This is a genomic window from Catenovulum adriaticum (assembly GCF_026725475.1).
Lineage (GTDB): Bacteria > Pseudomonadota > Gammaproteobacteria > Enterobacterales > Alteromonadaceae > Catenovulum > Catenovulum adriaticum.
The window spans coordinates 1,534,830-1,560,049 of the sequence record NZ_CP109965.1 but is presented as its reverse complement, the minus strand read 5'-3'; the positions used below and the strand labels follow the sequence as shown (position 1 = coordinate 1,560,049).

General features: G+C 37.7%; 19 protein-coding genes. 8 read left to right on the top strand and 11 right to left on the bottom strand.

The genetic code is table 11. The features are described from left to right. Positions 1 to 31: 31 nt before the first annotated feature. From OLW01_RS06935 to mltF, 4 genes are all read right to left on the bottom strand, one after another. Complete coding sequence (locus tag OLW01_RS06935; protein WP_268076068.1) at positions 32 to 613, bottom strand: exopolysaccharide biosynthesis protein; 582 nt, start codon at positions 611 to 613, stop codon at positions 32 to 34. Between the two features lie 535 nt (positions 614 to 1,148). Beyond that, the gene (gene recN, locus OLW01_RS06930; RefSeq protein ID WP_268076067.1) at positions 1,149 to 2,813 is read right to left on the bottom strand and encodes a DNA repair protein RecN; all 1,665 of its coding nucleotides are present in this window, start codon (positions 2,811 to 2,813) and stop codon (positions 1,149 to 1,151) included. A gap of 212 nt (positions 2,814 to 3,025) precedes the next feature. Beyond that, positions 3,026 to 3,490: a GNAT family N-acetyltransferase gene (locus OLW01_RS06925; protein WP_268076066.1), complete on the bottom strand. Its 465-nt coding sequence runs from the start codon at positions 3,488 to 3,490 to the stop codon at positions 3,026 to 3,028. Positions 3,491 to 3,578: 88 nt separating this feature from the next. After that, complete coding sequence (gene mltF, locus OLW01_RS06920; RefSeq protein WP_268076064.1) at positions 3,579 to 5,105, bottom strand: membrane-bound lytic murein transglycosylase MltF; 1,527 nt, start codon at positions 5,103 to 5,105, stop codon at positions 3,579 to 3,581. Positions 5,106 to 5,257: 152 nt separating this feature from the next. Here mltF and purL point away from each other — a divergent pair, with 152 nt between their 5' ends. From purL to OLW01_RS06880, 8 genes are all read left to right on the top strand, one after another. Further along, positions 5,258 to 9,151, top strand: coding sequence for a phosphoribosylformylglycinamidine synthase (gene purL, locus OLW01_RS06915; RefSeq protein ID WP_268076062.1), 3,894 nt, complete (start codon positions 5,258 to 5,260; stop codon positions 9,149 to 9,151). A gap of 274 nt (positions 9,152 to 9,425) precedes the next feature. Further along, positions 9,426 to 9,860: a DUF2214 family protein gene (locus OLW01_RS06910; RefSeq protein ID WP_268076060.1), complete on the top strand. Its 435-nt coding sequence runs from the start codon at positions 9,426 to 9,428 to the stop codon at positions 9,858 to 9,860. A gap of 114 nt (positions 9,861 to 9,974) precedes the next feature. After that, the gene (locus tag OLW01_RS06905; RefSeq protein ID WP_268076058.1) at positions 9,975 to 10,589 is read left to right on the top strand and encodes a response regulator; all 615 of its coding nucleotides are present in this window, start codon (positions 9,975 to 9,977) and stop codon (positions 10,587 to 10,589) included. 42 nt (positions 10,590 to 10,631) lie between these two features. Further along, positions 10,632 to 11,603: a hypothetical protein gene (locus tag OLW01_RS06900; RefSeq protein ID WP_268076056.1), complete on the top strand. Its 972-nt coding sequence runs from the start codon at positions 10,632 to 10,634 to the stop codon at positions 11,601 to 11,603. A gap of 576 nt (positions 11,604 to 12,179) precedes the next feature. Next, a complete protein-coding gene (locus OLW01_RS06895; RefSeq protein WP_268076054.1) occupies positions 12,180 to 12,599 on the top strand; it encodes a CBS domain-containing protein in 420 nt (139 codons plus the stop codon). Positions 12,600 to 12,682: 83 nt separating this feature from the next. Next, complete coding sequence (gene hrpA, locus OLW01_RS06890) at positions 12,683 to 16,594, top strand: ATP-dependent RNA helicase HrpA (protein ID WP_268076052.1); 3,912 nt, start codon at positions 12,683 to 12,685, stop codon at positions 16,592 to 16,594. Between the two features lie 146 nt (positions 16,595 to 16,740). Next, the gene (locus tag OLW01_RS06885; protein WP_268076050.1) at positions 16,741 to 17,040 is read left to right on the top strand and encodes a PilZ domain-containing protein; all 300 of its coding nucleotides are present in this window, start codon (positions 16,741 to 16,743) and stop codon (positions 17,038 to 17,040) included. 104 nt (positions 17,041 to 17,144) lie between these two features. Next, positions 17,145 to 17,492, top strand: a complete 348-nt coding sequence (locus OLW01_RS06880; protein ID WP_268076048.1) for a DUF2845 domain-containing protein — start codon at positions 17,145 to 17,147, stop codon at positions 17,490 to 17,492. A 329-nt stretch (positions 17,493 to 17,821) separates the two neighbouring features. Here OLW01_RS06880 and OLW01_RS06875 read toward each other — a convergent pair whose 3' ends face one another. The 7 genes from OLW01_RS06875 to OLW01_RS06845 all read right to left on the bottom strand — a co-directional run bounded on the left by OLW01_RS06875 (position 17,822) and on the right by OLW01_RS06845 (position 24,982). Beyond that, entirely contained in the window at positions 17,822 to 18,427 is a 606-nt protein-coding gene (locus tag OLW01_RS06875) for a hypothetical protein (protein WP_268076046.1), read from the bottom strand. 421 nt (positions 18,428 to 18,848) lie between these two features. After that, complete coding sequence (gene secF, locus OLW01_RS06870; protein WP_268076179.1) at positions 18,849 to 19,793, bottom strand: protein translocase subunit SecF; 945 nt, start codon at positions 19,791 to 19,793, stop codon at positions 18,849 to 18,851. Between the two features lie 10 nt (positions 19,794 to 19,803). Next, positions 19,804 to 21,657, bottom strand: a complete 1,854-nt coding sequence (gene secD, locus OLW01_RS06865) for a protein translocase subunit SecD (protein WP_268076044.1) — start codon at positions 21,655 to 21,657, stop codon at positions 19,804 to 19,806. Between the two features lie 14 nt (positions 21,658 to 21,671). After that, the gene (gene yajC / locus OLW01_RS06860; RefSeq protein ID WP_268076043.1) at positions 21,672 to 22,004 is read right to left on the bottom strand and encodes a preprotein translocase subunit YajC; all 333 of its coding nucleotides are present in this window, start codon (positions 22,002 to 22,004) and stop codon (positions 21,672 to 21,674) included. Between the two features lie 55 nt (positions 22,005 to 22,059). After that, positions 22,060 to 23,181 carry a tRNA guanosine(34) transglycosylase Tgt gene (gene tgt / locus OLW01_RS06855; protein ID WP_268076177.1) on the bottom strand — a complete coding sequence of 374 codons (1,122 nt, stop codon included), beginning with the start codon at positions 23,179 to 23,181 and terminating at the stop codon, positions 22,060 to 22,062. Between the two features lie 36 nt (positions 23,182 to 23,217). Then, entirely contained in the window at positions 23,218 to 24,279 is a 1,062-nt protein-coding gene (gene queA, locus OLW01_RS06850) for a tRNA preQ1(34) S-adenosylmethionine ribosyltransferase-isomerase QueA (protein ID WP_268076041.1), read from the bottom strand. A 463-nt stretch (positions 24,280 to 24,742) separates the two neighbouring features. Continuing rightward, positions 24,743 to 24,982, bottom strand: coding sequence for a (2Fe-2S)-binding protein (locus OLW01_RS06845; RefSeq protein WP_268076039.1), 240 nt, complete (start codon positions 24,980 to 24,982; stop codon positions 24,743 to 24,745). Between the last annotated feature and the right edge of the window lie 238 nt (positions 24,983 to 25,220).

Sequence of the window (25,220 nt, the reverse complement as noted above, 5' to 3'; positions counted from 1 at the left end):
TCTCTTAATCAATATTGATATAAATTTAAGGCTAAAAAATAAGAAGGAGGGTGCCGGCAAAGCTCATTAGGCTCATCGCTAAGCCAATGATGATAAATAAGCCATCTTCTGTTGCTAGGCCAACAGCGGTTGATAAAATGGCACTAGCGGGTATCGCAACTGCAAATGGTAATAATTCTAAAGGAATCATAATTAGCCCGCAGCCAGCGCAAGTTAATGCAATTGCTTTTTTTACTTTTTTCGATTGGAATAATTTAAATCTAGGTCGAAAAACTTTGTCTATTTTTTGGGTGATAGGTAATGCTTTGTTGGCATTTTTTTCAAGTGATTCTTGCTTAATACTGAGTTGCTTAAATTTTTTAGGTAGCCAAGGACTTTGCTTGCCTAATGCGAGTTGAATTGATATAAAACAAATTAATATTCCACAAACAGTTGGCACCCCAGGGATTCCACCAGTGGGTAATATCGCGATTAGAGCTGGGAATACTAATAAAGGGCCAAATCCTCTGTTTTCAAAATGCTCAATTAAATCACCGGCTGTGATTTTTTTAGCACCTTGCCCCACTTGTGTAATTTGCTCAATAATTTCAGATAAATTGTAACGTTCTGCCACGTTGTTTCCCTTACTATTTATATGGTGTGAGCTTTCTTGGTAATCGAAAGTAAGCGAAACACGTGCCAATACTCAAAAAATGCGGCGATGAAATGAACAATTTTGTTGCGTGCACAACTTTAACGCTATAAAACGTAATAAAATCGCGTTTTGGCTGCTTTTTAATAGCCAATACAGATGCCAAATAACACATATCACCAAAAAATTATGTTGTCTATTTTGAAGAAACATAAAACCACAAAGTAAAAAGTACAGTGAGCTGGTAATATTTACCGTTACGATTGTTAGCCAATAGGCGCTTTATTTAGTTTTTGGTAAGTTTGAGGTTCTTATATAACGTGCTGCTCAGCGTTACTGCTAAAAATATGTTCATTGATACATCAATAATATTGGAGGGAGCAGGGCGTTGCCAAGGCGTCTTTATTGTTGTAAAAAATATCCAAAAAAGCCAGATTAATAAGGGCTCTATTAAAATAAACTATTTATCAATCTGACTTTTTGTGAGTTGATTATAAAATAAGTTATGAAAAAACAGTTAGCTAACCAGTAACTCTTTTGCGCTTTTTAAGGTGTTTTCGCTAATCGCATCACCACCCAATAAACGAGCTAGTTCATATACTCTTTGTTCTTGATCTAGTTTTATCATACTGGTTGTCGTTGAATTACCATCGTTTTGCTTAGTCACCTGCATTTGTTGATGTCCACAAGCTGCAACTTGAGGTAAATGGGTAACACAAATCACTTGTGTAGATTTGCCTATTTTTCTTAGCATTTGTCCAACAATAGCAGCAGTTGGCCCACTAATTCCAACATCTACTTCATCAAATATAAGTGTTGGTACTGAGCTTTTAGCTGATGTTAAAACTTGCAACGCTAAACTAATTCGAGATAATTCACCACCAGATGCGACTTTATGCATAGCTTGTAGCGGCTGCCCTGGGTTGGCACTCACTAGAAACTCAATATCATCTGAACCGAATTTTGAAGGCGACGAATTGCTTGTTAATTTGATTGAAAATTGCCCTTTTTGCATATTGAGTGTTTGCATGCTTTGGGTTATTTCTTTTGCTAGTGCTTTTGCCGCTTTTGCACGGCTATCACTCAAGGCTTTGGCTGCCGTTAAGTAGTATTCTTGAGCTTCTTTTACTTGGGCTTTTAATTGTTCATTTTGCTCATCTGATTGTTTTATTTGAGCTAGTTCTTTTGCTAGCGTTTGGTGTTCTACATAAAGAGACTCTGCAGGCACTTTATGTTTTCTGGCAAGTTCGAGAGCTGTTGCCATTCGCTCTTCAACTAACTGTAAACGCTCAGGATCAGGTTCCTGGCTATCAATATAATCACGCAATTCATAGCTGGCTTCTTGTAACTGAATATCGGCTTGATTAATCATTTCAATTAAGTTTTCAAGTGCTGGATCATACTTGGACAGGTCGGATAATTTATTTTGAATAAACTGGACCATACCGACAATGGTTTGTTCATCGTTTTCATACAATAAGCTGTAGCATTGTTGACTATCGGTAACTAAAGATACTGAATTTGATAAACGTTTGTGCTCTAACTCTATTTGTTCAAATTCACCTTCAGCTAAATCAAAGTCATCTAACTCATTTACTTGGTATTCTAATAATTGGTAACGAGCATCTCGGTTTGCTTGTTCTTTTTCTAATTGTTTAAGCTCGTTTTTTAATTTGTGCCAACCTTGATACGCCATAGTTGTCTGTGCAAGCAAATGTTTATGATCGGCAAACTGATCAAGTAGTGTAAGCTGATTATCAGCTTTTAATAATAATTGATGTGCATGTTGACCATGAATGTTAACTAAATAAGGGGCAAGTGATTTTAGTAATTGGGCTGGTACAGGTGCGCCGTTTATATAAGCTCTCGAACGGCCTTCGGCAGTAATTACCCGGCGGATCATGCAGTCGGTTTGATCAGGATTTAATAAATCTTGTGCTTCGAGCCATTGCATAGCTTCTGGTATCTGACTAACATTAAAAGTGGCGCTAATTTCGGTTTTATCGGCATTAGGGCGCACCATACTGGTTTCGGCTCGACTGCCCAAACACAAACTTAGTGCATCAATTGAGATAGATTTTCCAGCACCGGTTTCACCGGTAATAGTGGTCATACCCGGATCAATTTCAATATCCAAGCCATCAACAATTGCAAAGTCTTTAATATATAAATGAGTTAACATTATTCATCCCCTAAATGCACTTCAAAAAGCACTGTATAAATACTGTATGACTATTAAAGCTCATATGTACTGTATAGTCAAACAGTGTTTTGTTATTTTTATAGGAAAATGTCTGTCAACGTCATACTTGAATTAAAGATTGTTATAAATAACTTAATTAGCCCGTAACCTTTGTTTTATCGCTATTGTTAAAAAAGATAAAGTCATTAATTTTAAGCCATTGATTTTTCTAATAAGGCGACCGCTTGGTAATTTGTTTTGGGATATAAGTGTGTATAGGTAACTTGGCCCGTGTCCAATGGCATGCCTCTGTGCCAGCCTAAATGCTGATAAAACTGTTCAGCCTGACTATTAACCGCAGTTGAAAGGTAAATTTTATGAATACCATTTTGATTTAACCATTGAGTTGCTTTATTTAATAAAGCTTTGCCAATGCCTTGACGCTGGTATGTTTGTTCAACAAAAAGAGCCCATATGGTACTTTCTTTTTTTGAGCTAATCACATATCCGCATACCGTATTATTGTGGATGTGAACCCATCCTTTACCATATTTAGTTAAATATTGCTGATAACAAATAAGTGGAATAGGTTTGGCATTATCAATAGGGTTATCCGAGGGCTGCTGGCGAATACGAACAAACTCGGGAATGTCAGACAATAAAGCTTCTCTGATCATAACTAAAAAGGCTTAATTTGAGATAGTTCGAGTTTAATCTGCTTTTAAAAAAAGATACAGCACTAATTTGAATTAAGTTCGAATCTGCTTAATTAATGTTAGTTTGATTATTGTCTTTAATTTCATTCACTTGTTTGGATTGCTTTGTTTCTATTGTCTCGCTATTTTTTTGGGGGGAGTCAAGGTCGGCTGAAGTTTCCAGCTTAGCGTTATCAGGCTCAACAGGTGCGTATTCGGTGTTATTATTTGGCCCATAAAACCAAACTAAAGAATCGTAATAACGACGAATGTTCTCAACATAAGTAACAGCTTCTTGGCCTCTGGCGTAGCCATATCTTGTCTTTTTATAATATTTTTTCTTTTGAAGCAGAGGCAAATAACGTTTCACTTGGTGCCATTTATCTGGGTTTGCGCCTTGTTGCTGTGCAATTCGTCTTGCATCTTCTAAGTGGCCTAGACCAATATTATAAGAAGCGAGCGCAAACCAAGTGCGATCAGGTTCGCTGATACGTTCAGGAATGCGATTATGCAACGAAGATAAATAACGGGCCCCACCTCTGATATTTTGCTCGGCATCTAGCCGGCTTTTTACGCCCATTTGTTTAGCGGTTGGTAAAGTCAGCATCATAATTCCACGTACTCCAGTGGGAGATTTTGCTCGTGGATTCCAGTGACTTTCCTGATAACTTTGTGCGGCTAGTAAACGCCAGTCTAATTCGTAGCGCTGTGCATACTCGGTAAACCAAGCCTGATATTTAGGTAAGACGATTTCTATGGCTTTAATAAAGCTTCGGGTATCTACATAATCAAACAGTTTAACATGGCCAAAATACTTATCTTCTAAATGTGAAAACTCACCATTTTGACGAATTGAACCAAAAAAATCGATTAACAGTGCATACAAACTGTCATCTTGCTTTTTGGCAAAAGCCCACGCAAGCTGATGATCGTCTGAAACCGTAAACCCAATACTCAAATTTGGATAAATACGGCGGTTGATGGCTAACAAATTAGAGTCGACTATGGTGTAATCTATTTCATCATTCAGCACAGCTTTAATTAATTCTTCAGGATCTTGTTCATTCGTGGTTTGCCAGTCTACCTCACTTAAATTAAGTTGATTTAAGGTTTCTTGGTGGCTGCTTTTATCGGTAATAACTAAGGTGCCTTTTACATCCGACCAATCACGCGGACGCTCATTGCCTTGTTTAAAGACTAATTTTTCACTAATTTTTTGATAGCTCGGAGAAAAACGAAACTGTTTAGAACGCTCTGGCGTAACGGTTAAACTTGCGGCTAAAAAATCAACTTGGTCGGATTCTAATAAATTAAATAACTCAGCTAAATCATAAACGGGTACAACTTCTAATTCGACATTTAAATAACGAGCAAACTTTTCGGCCAGTTCATATTCAAATCCGGCAGGGCCATCGGCAGTTAAATAGTAGCTGGTTGCGCCATAAATGGTGCCGACTCTAATTTTTTTTTCTTCACCAATTTGCTCTGCCTGAGATTTTGCCGTTTCATCCTGACAGCCAAACAAGCAAAGCATTAAAGCTAAGCTACTGATAATGTTTATTATTATTTTGTTTTTTAAAATGCAGTTTACAGACATTGAAGAAAATTGCTGAGTATAATGGTTACTTAGATTAGCTGAATAACCCCTTTGTGGTCAATTGTTGCTGTCAGGCAATGGTAAATTTGTTTAATTTCACTATAATATGCGCCTTTAATCCTATCTTCTTAGTATTTCAGGTGAATCTGCTTATGGAAATCTTGCGTGGCGCTCCCGCACTTTCTGATTTTCGCGTTAATAAACTGCTAGCCAGTTGCGCAAAAATGAATCTAGCTGTTAGTGGCATTTATGCCGAATATATGCACTTTGTTGATTTATCAGCACAGCTATCGGACGACGAACTCACTAAATTGTCTAAATTGCTTCAATACGGTCCAACCATTGAAGAGCATGAACCAAAAGGGCAACTCATTTTAGTGACGCCACGACCAGGTACGATTTCACCTTGGTCTTCAAAAGCAACTGACATTGCACACAATTGTGGATTAACCCAAGTTAATCGCATTGAGCGAGGTATTGCTTATTATGTTGAGACTACTGAAACTTTATCTGAAGGCCAGTTAGTTGATTTGCAATCTATTTTGCATGACCGCATGGTTGAGGTGGTATTTGAACAAACTGAGCAAGCTAACGCTTTATTTGCTCAATCTGAGCCTAAGCCATTTACCAGTATTGATGTGTTGAACGGTGGCCGCGAGGCGTTAGCAAAAGCGAATGTTGAATTAGGTTTAGCGTTGGCTGACGACGAAATTGATTATTTGGTCGAAAATTTTATTAAGTTAGGTCGAAATCCTAACGATATCGAATTATATATGTTTGCACAGGCAAACTCTGAGCATTGTCGCCATAAAATCTTTAATGCTGACTGGGTTATTGATGGCGTTGCTCAACCTAAATCATTATTCAAAATGATTAAAAATACCTTTGAAGTAACACCTGATTATGTGCAGTCTGCTTATAAAGATAATGCAGCGGTAATGGAAGGTTCTGTGGCGGGTCGTTATTATGCAGACTCTGACACGGGTGTTTACAACTATCATCAACAAAATATTGAGATTTTGATGAAGGTTGAAACTCATAATCATCCGACAGCGATTTCACCATTTCCGGGTGCAGCAACTGGTTCAGGCGGCGAAATTCGGGATGAAGGCGCAACAGGTCGAGGCTCTAAACCTAAAGCCGGTTTAGCTGGTTTCACTGTATCTAACTTAAATATTCCAGATTTTACTCAACCGTGGGAAATTAATTACGGCAAGCCAGAGCGCATTGTGACCGCGCTAGAAATAATGTTAGATGGCCCATTAGGTGGCGCAGCATTTAATAATGAATTTGGTCGTCCTGCATTATTAGGTTATTTCCGTACGTTTGAAGCTGAAGTGAACAGTTTTAATGGTAAAGAAGTTCGTGGTTATCACAAACCAATTATGCTTGCTGGCGGTTTGGGTAATATTCGAACGGATCATGTTCAAAAAGGTGTTATTCCTGTCGGCGCTAAATTAGTGGTTTTGGGCGGTCCGGCAATGAACATTGGTTTGGGCGGTGGTGCTGCTTCATCAATGGCATCTGGTCAATCAAGTGCTGATTTAGATTTTGCATCGGTTCAACGTGAAAACCCAGAAATGGAACGTCGTTGTCAGGAAGTGATCGATAAATGTTGGCAAATGGGTGACAACAACCCAATTGCGTTTATCCATGATGTAGGCGCGGGCGGTTTATCAAATGCAATGCCAGAATTAGTGAATGATGGCGAGCGCGGCGGTATTTTTAAATTACGTGATGTACCAAATGATGAGCCGGGTATGTCTCCGCTAGAAATTTGGTGTAATGAATCACAAGAACGCTATGTAATGGCGATTCCAGCAGAAAATATCGATACATTCGCAAAAATTTGTGAGCGTGAGCGTGCTTTATATGCGGTGATTGGTGAAGCAACAGAAGAACGTCATTTAAGATTAGACGATTCTCATTTTGATAATAAACCTATTGATTTACCGTTAGATGTTTTATTAGGTAAAACCCCTAAAATTCAAAAAGATGTTGTCTCGGCTAAATTAAATCCGGTTGCTTTTGAAACTGCAAATATTGATATTAATGATGCTGCAGAACGGGTATTACGCTTACCAACTGTTGCTGAAAAAACATTCTTAATTACCATTGGGGATCGCTCAGTTACCGGTATGGTTGCGCGTGACCAAATGGTTGGCCCTTGGCAGGTTCCGGTTGCAGATGTTGCTGTGACAACAGCTTCACTTGATTCTTATCATGGTGAAGCAATGGCATTAGGTGAACGTACACCACTTGCTTTATTAAATTTTGGTGCGTCAGCTCGTATGGCCGTTGCCGAAAGTATTACGAATATTGCGGCTGCTGATATTGGTGATTTAAAACGTATTAAATTGTCAGCAAACTGGATGAGTCCAGCAGGGCATCCAGGCGAAGATGCCGGTCTTTACGAAGCGGTTAAAGCCGTTGGTGAAGAATTATGTCCTGCGCTAGGTATTACAATACCCGTGGGCAAAGATTCAATGTCAATGAAAACGGCTTGGCAAGAAAATGGCGAAGATAAAGCCGTGACGTCGCCAATGTCATTAATTATTACTTCATTTGCTCGTGTTGAAGATGTGCGTAAAACAATTACGCCACAGCTCAGAACAGACAAAGGTGAATCTCAATTAGTGCTGATTGATTTAGGTAATAAGCAAAATCGTTTAGGCGCCTCTTGTTTAGCGCAAGTTTATCAAGCGTTAGGTGAGCAAGGTCCTGATTTAGATAGCCCAGAGTTATTAAAAGGCTTCTTTAATTCAATCCAAGCCTTATTAGCAGAACAAAAATTACTCGCTTATCACGACAGATCAGATGGGGGGTTATTCTCAACCATCACCGAAATGGCGTTTGCTGGTAAAACTGGTGTGAGCTTAGATATTTCTGAATTAGGTGATAATGCACTTGCCGCTTTATTTAATGAAGAACTCGGTGCGGTTATCCAAGTTAGAGCTGAAGATTTAGCGCATGTTAAAGCGGTATTAGCGGATAATGGTTTAGCTGATAACAGCCATGTGATTGGTGGTTTAAATCAAGACGACCAAATTAATATTCAATTTAATGGTGATGCGGTTATTAATGAAAGCCGAGTTAAATATCGCCAAATTTGGGCTGAAACTACTCGTCATATGCAGGCGCTACGTGATAATCCTGAATGTGCACAGCAAGAATTTGATGCAAAAGCCGATGCAGCCGATCCAGGTATGCAGCCAACCCTTACATTTGATTTAAATGAAGATGTTGCCGCACCTTATATTAGTAAGGGCATTCAACCTAAAATGGCGATTTTACGTGAGCAAGGTGTTAACTCGCATGTTGAAATGGCCGCCGCATTTGATCGCGCTGGATTTGAAGCTCACGATGTTCATATGAGTGACATATTATCTGGCCGTATTACTTTAGACCAATTCCAAGGCTTAGTGGCTTGTGGTGGTTTTTCATACGGTGACGTACTAGGCGCTGGTGAAGGTTGGGCTAAATCAATTTTATTTAACGATAGAGCACGTGACCAGTTCCAAGGCTTTTTTGAACGTGATTCAAGCTTTGCATTAGGGGTTTGTAATGGCTGCCAAATGTTAAGCACATTAAAAGAATTAATTCCGGGTTCTAGCCATTGGCCACGATTTGTGCGTAATAACTCTGAGCGTTTTGAAGCACGCTTTAGTATGGTTGAAGTGCAAAAGTCTAACTCAATCTTCTTTAATGGAATGGAAGGCTCAAAAATGGGTATCGCCGTTTCTCATGGAGAAGGGCGTGCAGAATTTGCCAACGCAGATGCGTTATCAACGGCTGAAAATAGCGGTACAGTTGCACTTAGATATGTCAATAACTATGGCGATGTAACAAGCCAATATCCAGCTAATCCAAACGGCTCACCAAATGGCATTACGTCACTTACCTCTACAGATGGACGCGTTACGATAATGATGCCTCATCCAGAACGAGTGTTTAGAACCGTGGCTAACTCATGGCATCCAGATGATTGGAAAGAAGATAGTCCTTGGGTTCGCATGTTTAGAAATGCCCGTGTATTTGCAGGTTAATGTTTAATAATTAAACAACTAATTTAAAGGCGAACTGAATGTTCGCCTTTTTTGTATCAAAAGTTAAAAAAAATCATAAATTAGCAGTAACTTAAACTATTTTATGCTTAAATCATTTTAACAAACCAGAGTCAGTTTAATCATTTTGCTAATTAAGTTAGATGTTTAATGCTTTACTGAGCTGGTTTAAGTTAAAAAATAATAATTCTGAATTTTGGGTTAGCAACTTAACTTGGTATCTCAAAATAATAGGTTATAAATAATTGAGGTTTTTATGTTAGATATTTTAGTCCGTTATGCACATTTTATAGGCATTATAGTTTTAAGCTCAGCGTTATTTGCCCAGCATATTTTATTAAAAGCTGAAATTAATCAGCAGCAATTAAAACAATTAAAAGTGGTTGACCGAATTTATGGGGTTAGCGCATTTATTGTTTTATTATCGGGTTTAGCGCTATTGTTATGGGTAGGCAAACCTGCAGAGTTTTACGCAAAAAACCCAGTATTTCATGTAAAAATGACATTATTCGTGGTGATGGCCGCATTATCGCTTGCGCCTACTTTATTTTTAATAAAACAAAAATCGCAAACGAGCCAAGTTATTCAAGTGCCTAAATATTTACTTCATATTGTTAGATTTGAATCTTTACTCTTAATTGCTATTCCACTTGCTGCTACCTTTATGGCTGCCGGGTTTGGCTTAAAATAAGTTAATTCAAAAATAAGAAAATCTAAAAAAATAGTCAATAAACATTGATAATGGCTGAGGCTAAGTTGCCTCAGCCATTAAAAAATTCTAATAATTTTAAATAATAAAAATAAAATGGATAAAGCCGATCTTAGTGATTTTCCTTCGTTAAAAGTACTCATCATTGATGAAAGTACTTTAGTGCACAATATGTTAACCACCAGCTTAAATGACTTGGGGATCTCATATATTCGTTGTGCAGAAAATGCTTATTATGCATTGCGATTAGCGGAACAAACCCAATTTCATATTGTCATTTGTGCTTTTAATGTAAATAGTGATAAAGATGGATTTCACTTATTAGAAGAGCTCAAATTCAAAGGCCATGTAAATAAAAGAACAGTGCTGATTTTTTTAAGCGCAGATACCCAAGCAAGTTTAGTGAATAGCATTGTAGAGTTGCAGCCAGACGATTTTTGGGTCAAGCCATTAGCACATAAACAAGTACAGGCACGTTTAAACCATACGCTGTCTATTAAAAAAACCTTGTATAATGTTTATCAAGCAATAGATCAAAAAGAATACAGTAAAGTCATTTATTGTGTTGAGCGTCACTTATTAAACCCAGATTTAAAGAAATTTCATTTGCCTTTAATGCGTTTAAAAGGCGAAGCTTATTTAAGTTTACTTGAATTCACTGAAGCACAAGTATTTTTTAAAGCGTTACTGGCACAACATCAACTAAGCTGAGTTTATTTAGGCTATGTCAAAAGTCTCTTAAAACAAAATAAAATGGTAGAGATAACTCAGTTATTAGAAACTTTAATTGATAAACCAGATACTCGTTTTGCAACATACGACTTATTAGCTCAATTTTATATTGAACAAGAAAACTACAAACAAGCGTATATCGAAATACAAAAAGCGGCCGCACTTGCCCCCAGAAACATTGAGCGCAATAAAAAATTGTGGGACTTAGCTCGGTTAAATCATGATCACCAAGGCCAATATAAAGCAACTCAGGCCATGGCTAAATATGCAAAAAATTCGATTCATGATTCGCCCGAATTACACCTAAATGTAATTAGAGCAGGCATTGACTTAGCTTGTACGCTAACCCAAGACGCAAGCGTAAAAGTATTGCAACAAGTTGATCGCCAAATAAAATTGTTAGAACAAAGCCACCATGATTTATCAACCTATAAACAACAGCTAACCATTTCTAAAATTCGATTACATAATGCCAAATCCGAACCCAACTTAGCTGAACGTTTATTAGACGCGCATGTAAGCCTAAAAAGTTATCCGTCAATTGAAGACAACTTAGATAAGGTGAAAGCCTTTCATGAACTTGGTCGAAGAGAAGATGCCGTATTACTTTTAGATGCCATTAAAAAACAGATTTCAGGCGACAATTTAACTAGCCAAGTGGTAGGGCGATATATTGAGCAAGAAACAGAAGAAAGAACACATGTGCATTTTACGCCAAAACAGTTAAGTGAAATGGCAAACGAATTGTTTAAACGGAAAAAATATGCACCGGCATTAAATACCTTAGAGCAAGCTTTTAAGCTTGCTCCCAATAATGTACGAACAGCGTTAAGTATGATTAAAATTATGGTTGTAATGAGTAAACAAGATGAGCTCATGGAAGAACAAAAAAACGCGTTGCAGAGCGTGGTTGAACAAATTGAGCAAATGACTTTGAACAAATCTCAAACAGCGACTTATCAGGAGTTGATGAAAGAGTTCGATTTTCATTAAGGCGTGTCTATTTTAACGAGTGATTAAAAATAGCATTTTACTCAATACATAACACAAGTATCAATATACTTAAGTATATGTGGATAAAATGTGCGAGTGGTAGGGCTGTTGTTGCGTTTTAAAATTCGACCATCTGTTTTGAACTATTTTGGCTGAGCTGTTTATTTTTATTGCTTTGTTGACTTTATCAACTCTGTATTTAAGCCAGTTTAAAGCGATAAGTTTAAGTTTTTCAGCCGCATTTGGTTATTTACCCCCTTTATCTGACGGATAATTTAACTCAACTTTAAATGAATGAGTGGATAACTTTTTAGCCTATTTTGATTATTTAAGCGGTCTGCGAGTAAAAATATTAGCGTGAATAATTATTCAATACAGTGAATATCACCACTTAAATGCAAACCTTCTTTGCTGAATGCAGGTCAAAAAATGTGTATAAACATTGAGGTTATAGAGTGAAAAATCAGTATATAGCTGATAAGAATAAAAAAAGATTGAAATAATATTAGTTTAGTTAGTGGGATGAACTAATATTAAAGTAAGCATGAACGATCAGCGGAAACTGGGGAGAACAAAATGAAATCATTACGCGTTGAAGATTTTATGACTAAAAGAGCCATTACATTTTCTGTTGATATGACAATCGCAGAAGCGGTCGAGCGTATACTAGATATTAATCAATCTGGTGGACCCGTCATTGACGAGCAGGGAAAAGTGGTTGGTTTTTTATCAGAGCAAGATTGCATTACTCAAATGATTGAATCAACTTACTATCGAGAGCAAGTCGCCCGAGTTGGCGATATTATGAGTCAAGATATTGTTTCAGTAAAACCACAAACTTCGGTTTTAGATGTCGCACAACAAATGGCACTCAAACGACCAAGAATTTATCCTGTTATCGATGATGAAGGCCATTTAGTCGGCACCATCCATCGCCATCAAATTCTAAAAGCGATCGATACACACTTAAACGAAGAATATAATATGGCAATTTAATCCTTATAAGCATGGGTTTTACTCGCTAAACCCTCAAGCCTTTGATAGCATTAGTCCCCGTTGTATACACGGGGGTTTTATTTTTGTCCAAGCTTAATCGTCAATCGTTACAGTTACTTAAACAAGTTTATCAAGCGGATTATTTCCGTCTTAAAAAGCGTTTTTTTAATATTGAAAAAACCAAAGATCCGGTTAAACAGCAAAGTTCATTTGAGGCTTGGTTAAAACAAGTTGAAGCTTCTGTATTGTTTAAACAACAAAGAGCAAAAAACCAACCTAAACCAGAATACCCTGATTTACCCGTTTCAGATAAACGTGAAGATATCATTGCCGCTATTTCCAGCAATCAAGTTGTTATTATTGCTGGTGAAACAGGTTCAGGTAAAACCACTCAGTTACCCAAAATGTGTTTAGAAGCCGGTTGTGGCTTGAATGGTTTTATTGGCCACACCCAGCCAAGGCGTTTGGCTGCACGTAGTGTCGCTAACCGTATTGCAGAAGAATTAAAAAGCCCGATGGGCGAACAAGTTGGTTATAAAGTTAGATTTAACGATCACACCAAACCAGAAACTTATATTAAATTAATGACCGACGGTATTTTGTTGGCGGAGATTCAACAAGATAGATTTTTAAATCAATACGATACAATTATTATTGATGAAGCGCATGAGCGTAGTTTAAATATTGATTTTATTTTAGGTTATTTAAAACAACTTTTGCCTAAACGCCCTGATTTAAAAGTCATTATTACTTCAGCCACCATTGATGTTGAACGTTTTTCAAAACACTTTAATAATGCGCCTGTGTTTGAAGTGTCTGGCAGAACCTACCCAGTTGAAATTCGTTATCAGCCCATGGTTGATAACACAAAAAGTGATAATGAAAACAACGATGATGATCAACTCGATGGCATCTTTACCGCCGTTAAGTCGCTGTGTAAAGAAGGCTTAGGTGACATTCTCATTTTCATGAATGGCGAGCGTGAAATTCGCGATACCGCCGATGGTTTAAACGCACTTAATTTACGAGATACCGAAGTACTGCCGCTTTATGCCAGGCTATCCAATGCAGAACAAAACCGTGTATTTCAATCTCATCCGGGACGCCGCATTGTATTATCAACTAATGTAGCTGAAACCTCGTTAACGGTTCCGGGAATTCGATATGTTATTGATCCTGGAACAGCGCGTATTTCCCGCTACAGCGCTCGAACCAAAGTTCAACGCTTGCCAATTGAAGCGATTTCTCAAGCTAGTGCAAATCAAAGAGCAGGGCGCTGTGGTCGTGTTGCTGCTGGTATTTGTATTCGTTTATATAGTGAAGAAGATTATTTATCTCGCCCAGAGTTTACCGATCCTGAAATTCTAAGAACCAATTTAGCCTCTGTTATTTTACAAATGCATGCATTAGGTTTAGGTGATATTTCGGCATTTCCATTTGTTCAGCCACCAGACAACCGTAATATTAATGACGGAATTTTATTGCTCCAAGAAATTGGCGCACTGAAACAAACCAAAAATAAAACCCAAGCTAGCTTAACGCAAGTCGGCCGGCAAGTCTCTAAATTACCCGTTGATCCTCGATTAGGTAAGATGGTCTTTAGTGCGGAACAATTTGGCTGTTTAAAAGAGCTTATTGTGATTGTTGCCGGCTTAAGTATTCAAGACCCTCGTGAACGACCCAACGATAAAAAGCAAGCCGCAGATGAAAAACATAAACGTTTTGACGATGAAAGCTCTGATTTTTTAAGTTACTTAAATCTGTGGCGACACTTAGACTCGCAACAAAATGAATTGTCACAAAACCAATTTAGAAAACAATGCAAAAAAGAGTTTTTAAACTACTTACGGATCCGTGAATGGCAAGATGTGGTTTACCAACTAACCGAATCGACTAAAGAGCTAGGTTGGAAAATTAGCCAACAAGAAGCTGATTTTAAAACGATTCATCAGGCACTCATTACCGGTTTATTAAGTCATATAGGCAATAAAGATAACAAGCAAGGCTATAACGGCGCACGTAATACTAAGTTTGTGGTTTTTCCGGGTTCAGCGTTAAGCAAAACCAAAGCAAAATGGATTATGGCCGCAGAGTTGGTAGAAACCAGCCGTTTATTTGCGCGCACGGTCGCTAAAATTGAACCAGAATGGATAGAGCCATTAGCGACACATTTGGTAAATAAAAAATATTCAGAGCCACATTGGGAGAAAAAGCGCGGCAGTGTCGTCGCGTTTGAAAATCAGGTTTTATATGGCTTAACCATAGTTCATAAACGTAAAGTTCAATACGGAAAAATTGATCCGCCAGTTTGCCGAGAGATTTTTATTCGTGAAGCTTTAGTCAATGGTGATGTGAACTTAAATGAACCTTTTTTAAAACAAAATCAAAATTTAATAGAAGAAATAGAAACACTGGAAGCTAAGTCTAGACGGCGTGATATTTTGGCAGACGAAACTGAGTTATTTGAGTTTTATCATCACAAATTGCCAGACACTATTGTCGACTTGGTGAGTTTTAAGCAATGGTGGAAACAACAAAAACAAGTTCAGCCGGATTATTTAACACTAACAACCAATGATTTAATGCGCCACGATGCTGAAGCAATTACCACTGAGCAATTTCCTGATACTTGGCGACAAGGTAACTTAACCCTGCCGTTAGAATACGTATTTGAGCCCAGCCAAGCAGCTGATGGGATCAATATTGTGATACCGCTAGCGCTATTAAATCAAGTTGAATCCACCGGTTTTGATTGGTCAATTCAAGGCTATCGCCATGAGTTAGCCGTTGCCTTGATTAAATCATTACCTAAGCCGATTCGTAAAAACTTTGTCCCAGCACCTGATTACGCCAGTGCCTGTTTACAGGCTATGAAAAATAACGATGGTGACTTTATTAGCAGTTTAAGTTATCAGCTTAAGCGCATGACAGGCGTAACAGTCGACCAAGATGCTTGGGATTTAACCCAAATTCCAGCCCATTTAAGAATCAATTACAAAGTAATTGATGAAAATGGTAAAGCCGTTGCAAATGGCAAAGATTTAGATCAAATAAAACAAAAATTACAGCACAAAGTAGCAGAAACATTAACCCAAGTTGCCGAAGATGGGATTGAGCGCAGCGGATTAACAGAGTGGGATTTTGACGAACTTGCAAAAGAATATTCAACCAATCAAAGTCACTATGAAGTGAAAGCATATCCAGCGCTAAATGACGATAAAGATTCGGTTTCTATAAAATTGTTCGATACGCAAAGCCAGGCTGATTGGTCAATGCTACAAGGTGTTACTAGGCTAATTTATTTAAACTTGCCATCGCCTCGCCGATATTTACAAGAAAAGTTACCCAATAAAGCTAAGCTTGGTCTATATTTTAACGCGTTTGGCCAAGTTAAAGACTTAATTCAAGACTGTATCGAAGCTTGTATTCAAGACTATTTACTTGGCTTGGCAGAGTTACCTAGAGAAAAAGCCGCATATCAAAAAGCGCATGAACACCTAAGAGCTGAGATCGCGGATCTCGTTTTGGCTGTAGCGAAACAAGTTGAGCGTATTTTAACTTTATCAAATCAGGTAAATAAAAAGCTAAAAGGTAAAAGTAGTTTTGAACTTATTCAAGCTCAAAGTGATGTTAAACAGCAAATGAGCGAGCTTATATTTAAAGGTTTTGTCACTAAGTTTGGCGTTAATAAACTAGCGGATATTGAACGTTATATCCAAGGGATTGACCGCAGACTTGAAAAATTAGCAACCGATCCGGTAAGAGACAGATTAAATCGGGATCAAGTTCAAAAATTAACTGAACAAGTGAGCGGTGCTTTAGAGGGGTTATATGACGATGGCCCTCATAATCCAGCGGCTTGGCAAATTAAATGGATGATTGAAGAGTTAAGAATCAGCTTATTTGCGCAAAATTTAGGAACGGCATATCCAATTTCTGCCAAACGGATATCTCAATTTATACAGCAAAGTCAAAAAGAGGGTGCTTTAAACTAGGCTTCGTTAATTTATTAGTTAAATATAGCAAAAAGAGTTGAACTAAAACCATTTGGTTTACATAATGGAAACATGACGTTTAATAACAAAGACGTCACTATTTTTTAATTTAAATAAGTGCTTATAGCTGACTAGGAGAATTGTAGATGATTGGACGTGACGACCAACGCTCGTACTACAGAATGATGATTAACGCAGATTGCACAGTAGTAATTGACACACTTGAAGCACCTCAGGAAATATCAGCCATTTGCAGAGATTTAAGCTCAAACGGCCTTGCAATTGAGCTTGAGCAAGCTTTAGATATCGGCCAGCAAATTAGCTTTATTGTACACTCAGCAAATGATCAAATACCATCGTTAACGGGTAAAGGCCAAGTGCTTAGATGCAATGCAGAAGGAACATCCAGCTTTTTATGTGGTGTTGAAATAAGTGATTTAATCTAAAAAATAACAAACGCTAAAAGAAAAACACTTAAAACAAATAACCCAAATCCACAAAGTTAATTTGTGGGTTTATATTTTTAATGCTTGCTTCAAAGGATTTGAAAATGCTGGCAAAGTCTAAATACCGAGATCGTATTTTTAAATTAATAAGCTTTTTAATTATTAATTTAGTTTGTTTTAATCAAAGTTTGGCTGCAGGATTTAGATGCAATACCGGACAGCACATTAAAGTTGGGATGAGCACAGAGCAAGTTTTACAATTGTGCGGCCAGCCAAAACAAAAATACTCAAAAGCTCCAGCGATATTAAAACAGCAAATTTTAAAACCTAAACGAATTAAAGTTTGGCTATATCATCCAGGTGCTTATCAATATCAGCAGTACTTAGTGATTAATAAAAATAAAATCATAGACCAAATTATTCGCGGTAAACGTCTAGGCCAAAATCAATAACCATCTGTAATATAGCGCCAATCAACTAACTAAAATCAACGAACATAAAGCTCTCGTTTTTATACTGCCAAATAAGCCCATAATATATGTTATGTTAAATTAGGTGTATTGTTTAATACGCCTCTGTTTAAATTCGTTTCAGTTTTTAAACATATACGACTCCATACCCTCGCCGCCGTAATATTGGTTTGCCGCATGGTAATGCCAAACTCAAACAGCGTAAAATTCAGTAAAGTTGCCTGAAATAATACGAAAACCAAGGCAGAAAGTTACTTGCCCGTGCTGCCACAATGAAATGGCGTGCACAGGCGTGATATGCAAACGTATGTTTATTTTGCACCAACGTACAAACCGCTAGTGAATGACTCTTTATCAAACCTTTTAATGTTTTGAAGAATTTTTACCGATGCATGACTTGTTGTTTCACTTTTTGAAGCAATCGCGTTCATGAAGAAAGCAATTCTGACCCATGATTTAAAGTGATCATTTGTTAGGTCTGCCGCAACTGGTATTAAGTTATTGAATATTTCTTTTTCGCTTTCACAGTAACTTTGAACCTGAAGAACTACACTTTCTTGTAGCCCGTTTTGCTCAATTTCATTAATCAAATTAGACAAGCATTCTTGGTTCTGTTCATGGTCTTCACCATAGAAGTTCCCCGACTGACAAGAAGGAGGATAATCTTTGAAATTGTGTTTTAAGAAAAAGATAAGAAATTCACGTAGTCGTCTCTCAACCTTTATTTTTTTGTTTTTTTCTTCATTTTTTTGCCACACATCGAATACAAATATGATGACTAATAATTCAACACATACACCAATAAGCTCAGGGACAATATTATCTACTAGAAACCCAGTTTCTGCCTTAAAATAAGCTACTATTGACATAATTACTATGCTGATAACTAACAGCATAGCAAATGATTTTTTACCCACAACCACCTCTTTTATAAATTACCCGAACCAATCTGTTCACCACGAACGTCATACTTTACATATGAGACCGTAGTTGACTGGGGAGGATAAATACTCATGCTGTCACGTACAACATATTTCGCAATTAACAGCTCAAAATGATATTAAAATTAATTTCAATCTTATATTTTCATTTTATATTTTATTAAATCAATATCAATCATTTGTTTTAGCGATTTATTAACAAGTAATTCAATTCACTTTTCAATTAAGGTGTTCAATTAAGCGGTTAACAATGATTGGTTAGGTAGCTTGGTTGGCTGGGTGAATAGATAAGGTTTGAAGAGGTTTTATGGGCTTTATTAAAAGCCAGATTAAAATAAAAAGAGAGCCGCAGCTCTCTTTTTAAGGTTATGAACAATTATTAAGCCATTAAAAATGTTTACATTAATGGATCTTGATCAGCACCTTCTTTTTCAATTTCAGCTGGAATTAAATCTTCTCGGCTAATGCCTAGTTTTAATGCAAATACACTCGCAACAAAAATAGAAGAATAAGTACCAATACCGACACCAAATAACAACGCCGTTGCAAACCCATGTATTAACGCACCCCCTTTATAAAATAAAGCAGTCAATACTAAAACAGTGGTTAACGAGGTAATGGTCGTTCTGCTTAAGGTTTGCGTTAACGATGTATCGATAATTTCTGCCGGTGTACCGGTTCGCAGTTTTCTAAAGTTTTCACGTATGCGGTCAAATACCACTATCGTATCGTTTAATGAGTAACCTATCACAGCTAAAACAGCCGCTAATACGGTTAAGTCAAACTCTATCCCTAATATTGAGAAAAAGCCGACGGTGATAATAACATCATGCGCTAGCGCTAATACTGAGCCTAAAGCAAATCGCCATTCGAACCGAAAAGACACATAAATTAAGATACAAATAAGCGCAACAAGCATCGCTAAACCGCCCTGCTCTTTAAGTTCTTCACCCACACTTGGGCCTACAAACTCAATCCGGCGCATTTCTGCTTTGCCTAATTTATCACTTGAAACTAAATCTAATACCTGATTGCTTAGCGTTTCAGGTTTGACATGATTTCTGGGTGCAAGTCGAATCAATACATCTGAGCTATTACCAAAGTGTTGCACAACAGCATCCGCAAAACCGTTTGCTTCTAACTCGCTTCTGATTTCAGATAAATCAGCTGGTTTTTCATAGCCGACTTCAAGTAATGTTCCACCTGTAAAATCTAGCCCAAATTTAAGCCCATTAATTGAAATAGAAGCGATAGATGCAATTACCATTAGTGCTGAAAACGCAATGGCTAGCTTGCCCCATTTCATAAAAGGCACTGTATTTTTTAATTTTAACCACATAATCAATCGCCTTTTAAATTGAAAGTTTTTTAACTTTTTTGCCGCCAACCGCTGCGTTGACAATACCACGGGTAACAACGATAGCAGTAAACATTGAAGTTAAAATACCAATGGCTAGTGTTACAGCAAACCCTTTAATTGGGCCTGAGCCTACTGCGAATAAAATTACGGCAGCAATAAAGGTGGTAATGTTTGCATCAGCAATGGTTGAAAACGCGCTATCGTACCCTTTATGTATTGCTTGTTGAGGGCCTCTACCATCGATAATTTCTTCGCGAATCCGTTCAAATATCAATACATTCGCATCAACTGCCATACCCACGGTTAAAACAATACCTGCCATACCAGGTAAGGTTAATGTTGCTCCCGGTATCAACGACATTACGCCAACAATTAGTACCAAGTTAAGCGCAAGTGCTACATTAGCGATAAGACCAAAGCCGCGATAATACATCACCATAAAGATAAGCACTAAACAAAAGCCCCAGATTATGGCGGTCATACCTAAATCAATATTTTCCTGACCTAAGCTTGGGCCTACAGTACGCTCTTCAACAATTTGAATGGGCGCAATCAGCGCACCAGCACGTAATAATAAAGCCAGGTTTTGAGCTTCGCTGGCGCTATCAATGCCGGTAATTCTAAAGCTGCGAGCTAAACGAGCTTGAATGGTTGCAACGTTAATAACTTCTTTAATGGCTTCAAATTCAACACTACCGTCTGGTTTTTTACGGCCGGTCGGTTTGTACTCAACAAATAAAGTTGCCATAGGTTTACCAATATTATCTTTGGTAAAACGCGACATTTTATTACCGCCTTGGTTATCTAAATCAATATTAACCTGTGGGCGTTGATATTCATCAAAACTCGAATTTGCATCAGTAATGTGATTACCAGTTAAAATCACCGATTGGGTTAATACTACCGGATTACCATTACGGCGATCATAATAAACCTCAGATCCCGGTGGTACACGACCTGCTGCTGCAGAACGTGGATCGGCATTTTCGTCTACTTGTCTAAATTCAAGTGTAGCTGTCGCGCCTAAAATTTCTTTTGCACGCGCTGTATCTTGTACACCCGGTAATTCAACTACTATTCGTTCTGCGCCTTGGCGCATAACCAAAGGTTCAGCTACCCCAAGTTGATTAACCCGGTTACGAATAATAGTGATATTTTGGCTTAACGCATATTCTTTTACCTCACGAATGCGCGTTTCTGACATGGTTGCTGTGATGGTGTTATCTTCGTTTGAAGCTTCATCAATTAATAACTCTGGGTGAGCATCCGCTAAGAAGTCTAATGCTTTTTCAAACGTATCAGCATCTCTGAATGTCACTTTTACACCGTTGCCGAACTCTTGTAATCTGTGGTAGCGAATACGTTCATCACGTAGCTCTGAACGAAAATCTTCAAGCATTTCTTCTTGTTTTTTCGCCATTGCAACACTCATATCCACTTCCATTAAAAAGTGAACACCACCGCGTAAATCAAGCCCGAGTTTCATTGGACTGCCGCCAACGTCTTCAAGCCATTGTGGTTGCGCTGTCATTAAATTAAGCGCCACAATATAGTCGGCCCCTAATGTTTGCATAGCGAGATCACGCGCTTCTAATTGATCATCAGTATCGGTAAAGCGAATTTGAATTTGGTTATCTTCAATGCTTGCTGAGCGATACTCAACACCGGCTTCATCTAGTGCGGCTTTTACATCACCTAATTCAGAAACAGTAACTTGACCACCACGAGTGGCGGAAATTTGTACGGCTGGATCTTCCCCATAAAGATTAGGAAGTGCATACAAAAAACCTGCTACTACTACAAATAGTATTAGCAGGTATTTCCATAATGGATATTTATTTAACACAACAATCGGCCCTTTTAGATTGACTTGATAGTCCCTTTTGGTAATACCGCAGTCACAGCTGATTTTTGAACTGGAACTTCAACGCCTTCGGCAAGTGTCACTAATACAAAGTCTTTTTCTTCAGATACTTTACTTACCTTACCCACTAAACCGCCTTGTGTTAAAACTTCATCACCTTTACCGATTGATGCGATTAATGCTTTATGTTCTTTCATTCTTTTCGCTTGTGGGCGATATAACATAAAGTAAAAAATTAAACCAAATACAGCTAACATAATGATCATTTGAAGACCGCCACCCTGTGGTGCAGCTTCTGCGGCATGTGCATTTGCAATTAAAAAGTCCATAAAATACCCCTATCTATATTTAAATTATTGTTTATAAAATTGGTTTAAAATTAATTTATTCGTCTTCAAGCGCCGGGACAGGTAAATCGCGTGCACTATAGAAAGCTTCAACGTATTGTTCAAGCTGACCTTGTTCAATGGCGCCTCGTAAATCTTCCATTACTTTTTGATAAAAACGTAAATTATGAATGGTGTTAAGTTGCGCACCTAAAATTTCATTACACTTATCTAAGTGATGTAAATATGCACGAGAATAATTTTTACAAGTGTAGCAGTCACAATTTTCGTCTAATGGCCCTGTATCTGTTTTGTGTCTGGCGTTTCTTAGTTTAAGCACACCGTCACTCACAAATATATGTCCGTTTCTCGCATTACGCGTTGGCATCACGCAATCAAACATATCAACACCACGGCGAACTGCTTCTACGATGTCTTCTGGTTTACCAACACCCATTAAGTACCTGGGTTTATCATCAGGCATTTTATCTGTCAGGTTATTTAAAATGTTGATCATATCTGCTTTAGGTTCACCTACAGATAAACCACCAATCGCATAACCATCAAAACCGATGTCTGTTAACCCTTGTAAACTTTCATCTCTTAGATGTGGGTACATGCCGCCCTGAACAATCCCAAATAATGCAGATGGATTGCCTTGATGCGCGTCTTTAGAGCGCTTAGCCCAGCGTAACGAGAGTTCCATTGATGAGCGAGCTTCAGATTCGGTCGCAGGATAAGGTGTGCATTCATCAAATATCATGACAATATCTGATCCTAAATCACGTTGCACCTGCATGGCTTTTTCAGGCGTTAATTCGATTCGTTCGCCATTTATCGGCGAGCGAAAAATTACGCCTTCTTCACTAATTTTGCGTAAATCACCTAAGCTAAATACCTGAAAACCGCCTGAGTCAGTTAAAATGGGGCCTTGCCAATTCATAAAATCATGTAAATCACCATGCATTTTGATGATTTCGGTTCCGGGACGCAACATTAAATGAAAGGTATTCCCTAAACAAATTTGTGCGCCTGTGTCTTTTAACTCTTCTGGCGTTACCCCTTTAACTGTTCCGTAAGTACCTACAGGCATAAAAGCAGGTGTTTGTACTTCACCACGGGCAAATGTAAGTGTTCCACGGCGTGCTTTGCCGTCAGTTGCCAGTTTGGTATATTTCATAAAATCTGTCATTAGTTGTTTCCGTTTACTGGCCGATTAATCTGCTTTGACAAATCGGTTTTGATTCTGGATAAACATAGAATCACCATAACTGAAAAATCGATATTGTTTTTCAATTGCAGTTTGATAAGCGTTTTTAATCGTTTCCGTTCCGGCAAAAGCCGAAACCAGCATAATTAAAGTTGATTCAGGTAAATGAAAATTAGTGAACATAGCATCTATCACTTTAAATTCGTAACCTGGATAAATAAAAATTTGTGTATCGCCTTGATAAGGTTCAATCAATTGATCCGCTTGTGAAAACTGAGCCGCGCTCTCTAAACTACGAACTGATGTTGTGCCTACGGCAATTACCCGCCCGCCTCTAGCTTTACAATCTTTAATGGCTTGAGTGACTCGCTGTGAAACTTCGATATACTCAGCGTGCATTGTATGTTCTTCAACATTATCAACTCGGATAGATTGAAATGTGCCTGCCCCTACGTGCAAAGTCACATATTCCATCGGTACGCCTTTGGCTTTTAACTGATTTAATACGGTTTCATCAAAATGTAAACCGGCTGTAGGTGCTGCGACTGCGCCTGGTACTTCACCATATACGGTTTGATAACGTTCTTTATCTGCTTGTTCATCGGCCCTGTCAATATAAGGTGGTAATGGCATATGACCATACTCTTCTAATAATGACAGGCTATTTTGCTCATTAAGTATTTTAAGCACAAATAAATCGCCACGACGTTCTATCATCTCGGCATTTATTTTATCTTCTAGGATAACCTGCGTGCCTGGCTTTAATGCTTTATTTGCTCTTACATGCGCTAAAATTTTATTATCATCTAAAAGTCGTTCAACTAAAACTTCAACTTTACCACCCGATAGTTTATGACCTAATAAACGAGCCGGTATTACCTTAGTATTATTAAAGATAAGTAAGTCATTCGCTGTGACTAAGTCAGGCATTTGCGCAAAAATTTTGTGCTCTATGCTATCTGAGCTTTTATCTGCGACCACTAATAATCTTGATTCGCTTCTTTTTTCAGCTGGGAAACGAGCAATTAATTCATCTGGAAGATCAAAGTGGAAATCTGAAACTTGCATGCCTTAACTCTATTGTGATTGAAAGCGCATTAGTCTATTGCGAGCCCTGCATAATAGCAAGTTTTCAATCAATAAGAATGCTTAAAAAGCTTGGTTTAAAAATAAAATATGGATAGGATTAAGTTATTTTTTAATTTTTTATTTAAACGTTAAATTAAGTCCAATAAATGTTTAAAAATTACATTTAAAAGTGAATTAAATGTAAATATTGTATTTTTATCTGCTTTTTGGGGTTTTTTGGGGTTTTTTGACCGTTTTACTTCAAAAAGCTGTTGTAAAATTACAAAACCGATATATAATACCCCCATCTTTGAAAGACGCGAGTATCGCAGTTTTCTTGATATCCCTTTGTTAGTGCTTGAGTGCCTTAAATGGCATCATTTTTACGCCCAGTTCCCCAACTGGGCTTTTTTTTGTCTAAAATTCAGCTAAACATTCTATTCGGCATTATTTTTTATGGCTGTTAACTTAGCTCAATATTATGAATGCATTCAATCAATCGCTTTACTTGTTGTTTGCAACAAGCGCTTCCGTCGGTTGCGTAGGTTTTACGGCGCACTAATTCAAGGTTATCAGCACCCGCTGCAATGGCATCGATAATATCCATTTTAAGTACTTCATTACAGACACATAAATTTTCGTTTAAATCTTTTTTTAAGATCTCGGGTAATTTATCTAATGGATTTTTTATTTCTATGCTCATCTATCAACTCAGCTAATCACAACTGAGATATATTATTACCTAATAAAAACAAAGTTACGAGCTTTTAGCTCTGCAAAAACTTTAAATTGCGATACAAAATTAATATACAATATCGCTCAAAATTTTGAGGTTAGCTTAAACCCAAACGTATTAATAATATTGCATTATCGCTAACGTTAACAATGATTGCAGGCTGCAGCTAACCCAATAAATTATTAAGCCCGTAAATATTATCTAA

Coding starts and splice junctions, on each gene's coding strand:
- recN (WP_268076067.1), bottom strand. CDS start 2,813: ATGTTAACTCATTTATATATTAAAGACTTTGCAATTGTTGATGGCTTG.
- OLW01_RS06925 (WP_268076066.1), bottom strand. CDS start 3,490: ATGATCAGAGAAGCTTTATTGTCTGACATTCCCGAGTTTGTTCGTATT.
- mltF (WP_268076064.1), bottom strand. CDS start 5,105: ATGTCTGTAAACTGCATTTTAAAAAACAAAATAATAATAAACATTATC.
- purL (WP_268076062.1), top strand. CDS start 5,258: ATGGAAATCTTGCGTGGCGCTCCCGCACTTTCTGATTTTCGCGTTAAT.
- OLW01_RS06910 (WP_268076060.1), top strand. CDS start 9,426: ATGTTAGATATTTTAGTCCGTTATGCACATTTTATAGGCATTATAGTT.
- OLW01_RS06905 (WP_268076058.1), top strand. CDS start 9,975: ATGGATAAAGCCGATCTTAGTGATTTTCCTTCGTTAAAAGTACTCATC.
- OLW01_RS06900 (WP_268076056.1), top strand. CDS start 10,632: ATGGTAGAGATAACTCAGTTATTAGAAACTTTAATTGATAAACCAGAT.
- OLW01_RS06895 (WP_268076054.1), top strand. CDS start 12,180: ATGAAATCATTACGCGTTGAAGATTTTATGACTAAAAGAGCCATTACA.
- OLW01_RS06885 (WP_268076050.1), top strand. CDS start 16,741: ATGATTGGACGTGACGACCAACGCTCGTACTACAGAATGATGATTAAC.
- OLW01_RS06880 (WP_268076048.1), top strand. CDS start 17,145: ATGCTGGCAAAGTCTAAATACCGAGATCGTATTTTTAAATTAATAAGC.
- yajC (WP_268076043.1), bottom strand. CDS start 22,004: ATGGACTTTTTAATTGCAAATGCACATGCCGCAGAAGCTGCACCACAG.
- tgt (WP_268076177.1), bottom strand. CDS start 23,181: ATGAAATATACCAAACTGGCAACTGACGGCAAAGCACGCCGTGGAACA.
- queA (WP_268076041.1), bottom strand. CDS start 24,279: ATGCAAGTTTCAGATTTCCACTTTGATCTTCCAGATGAATTAATTGCT.
- OLW01_RS06845 (WP_268076039.1), bottom strand. CDS start 24,982: ATGAGCATAGAAATAAAAAATCCATTAGATAAATTACCCGAGATCTTA.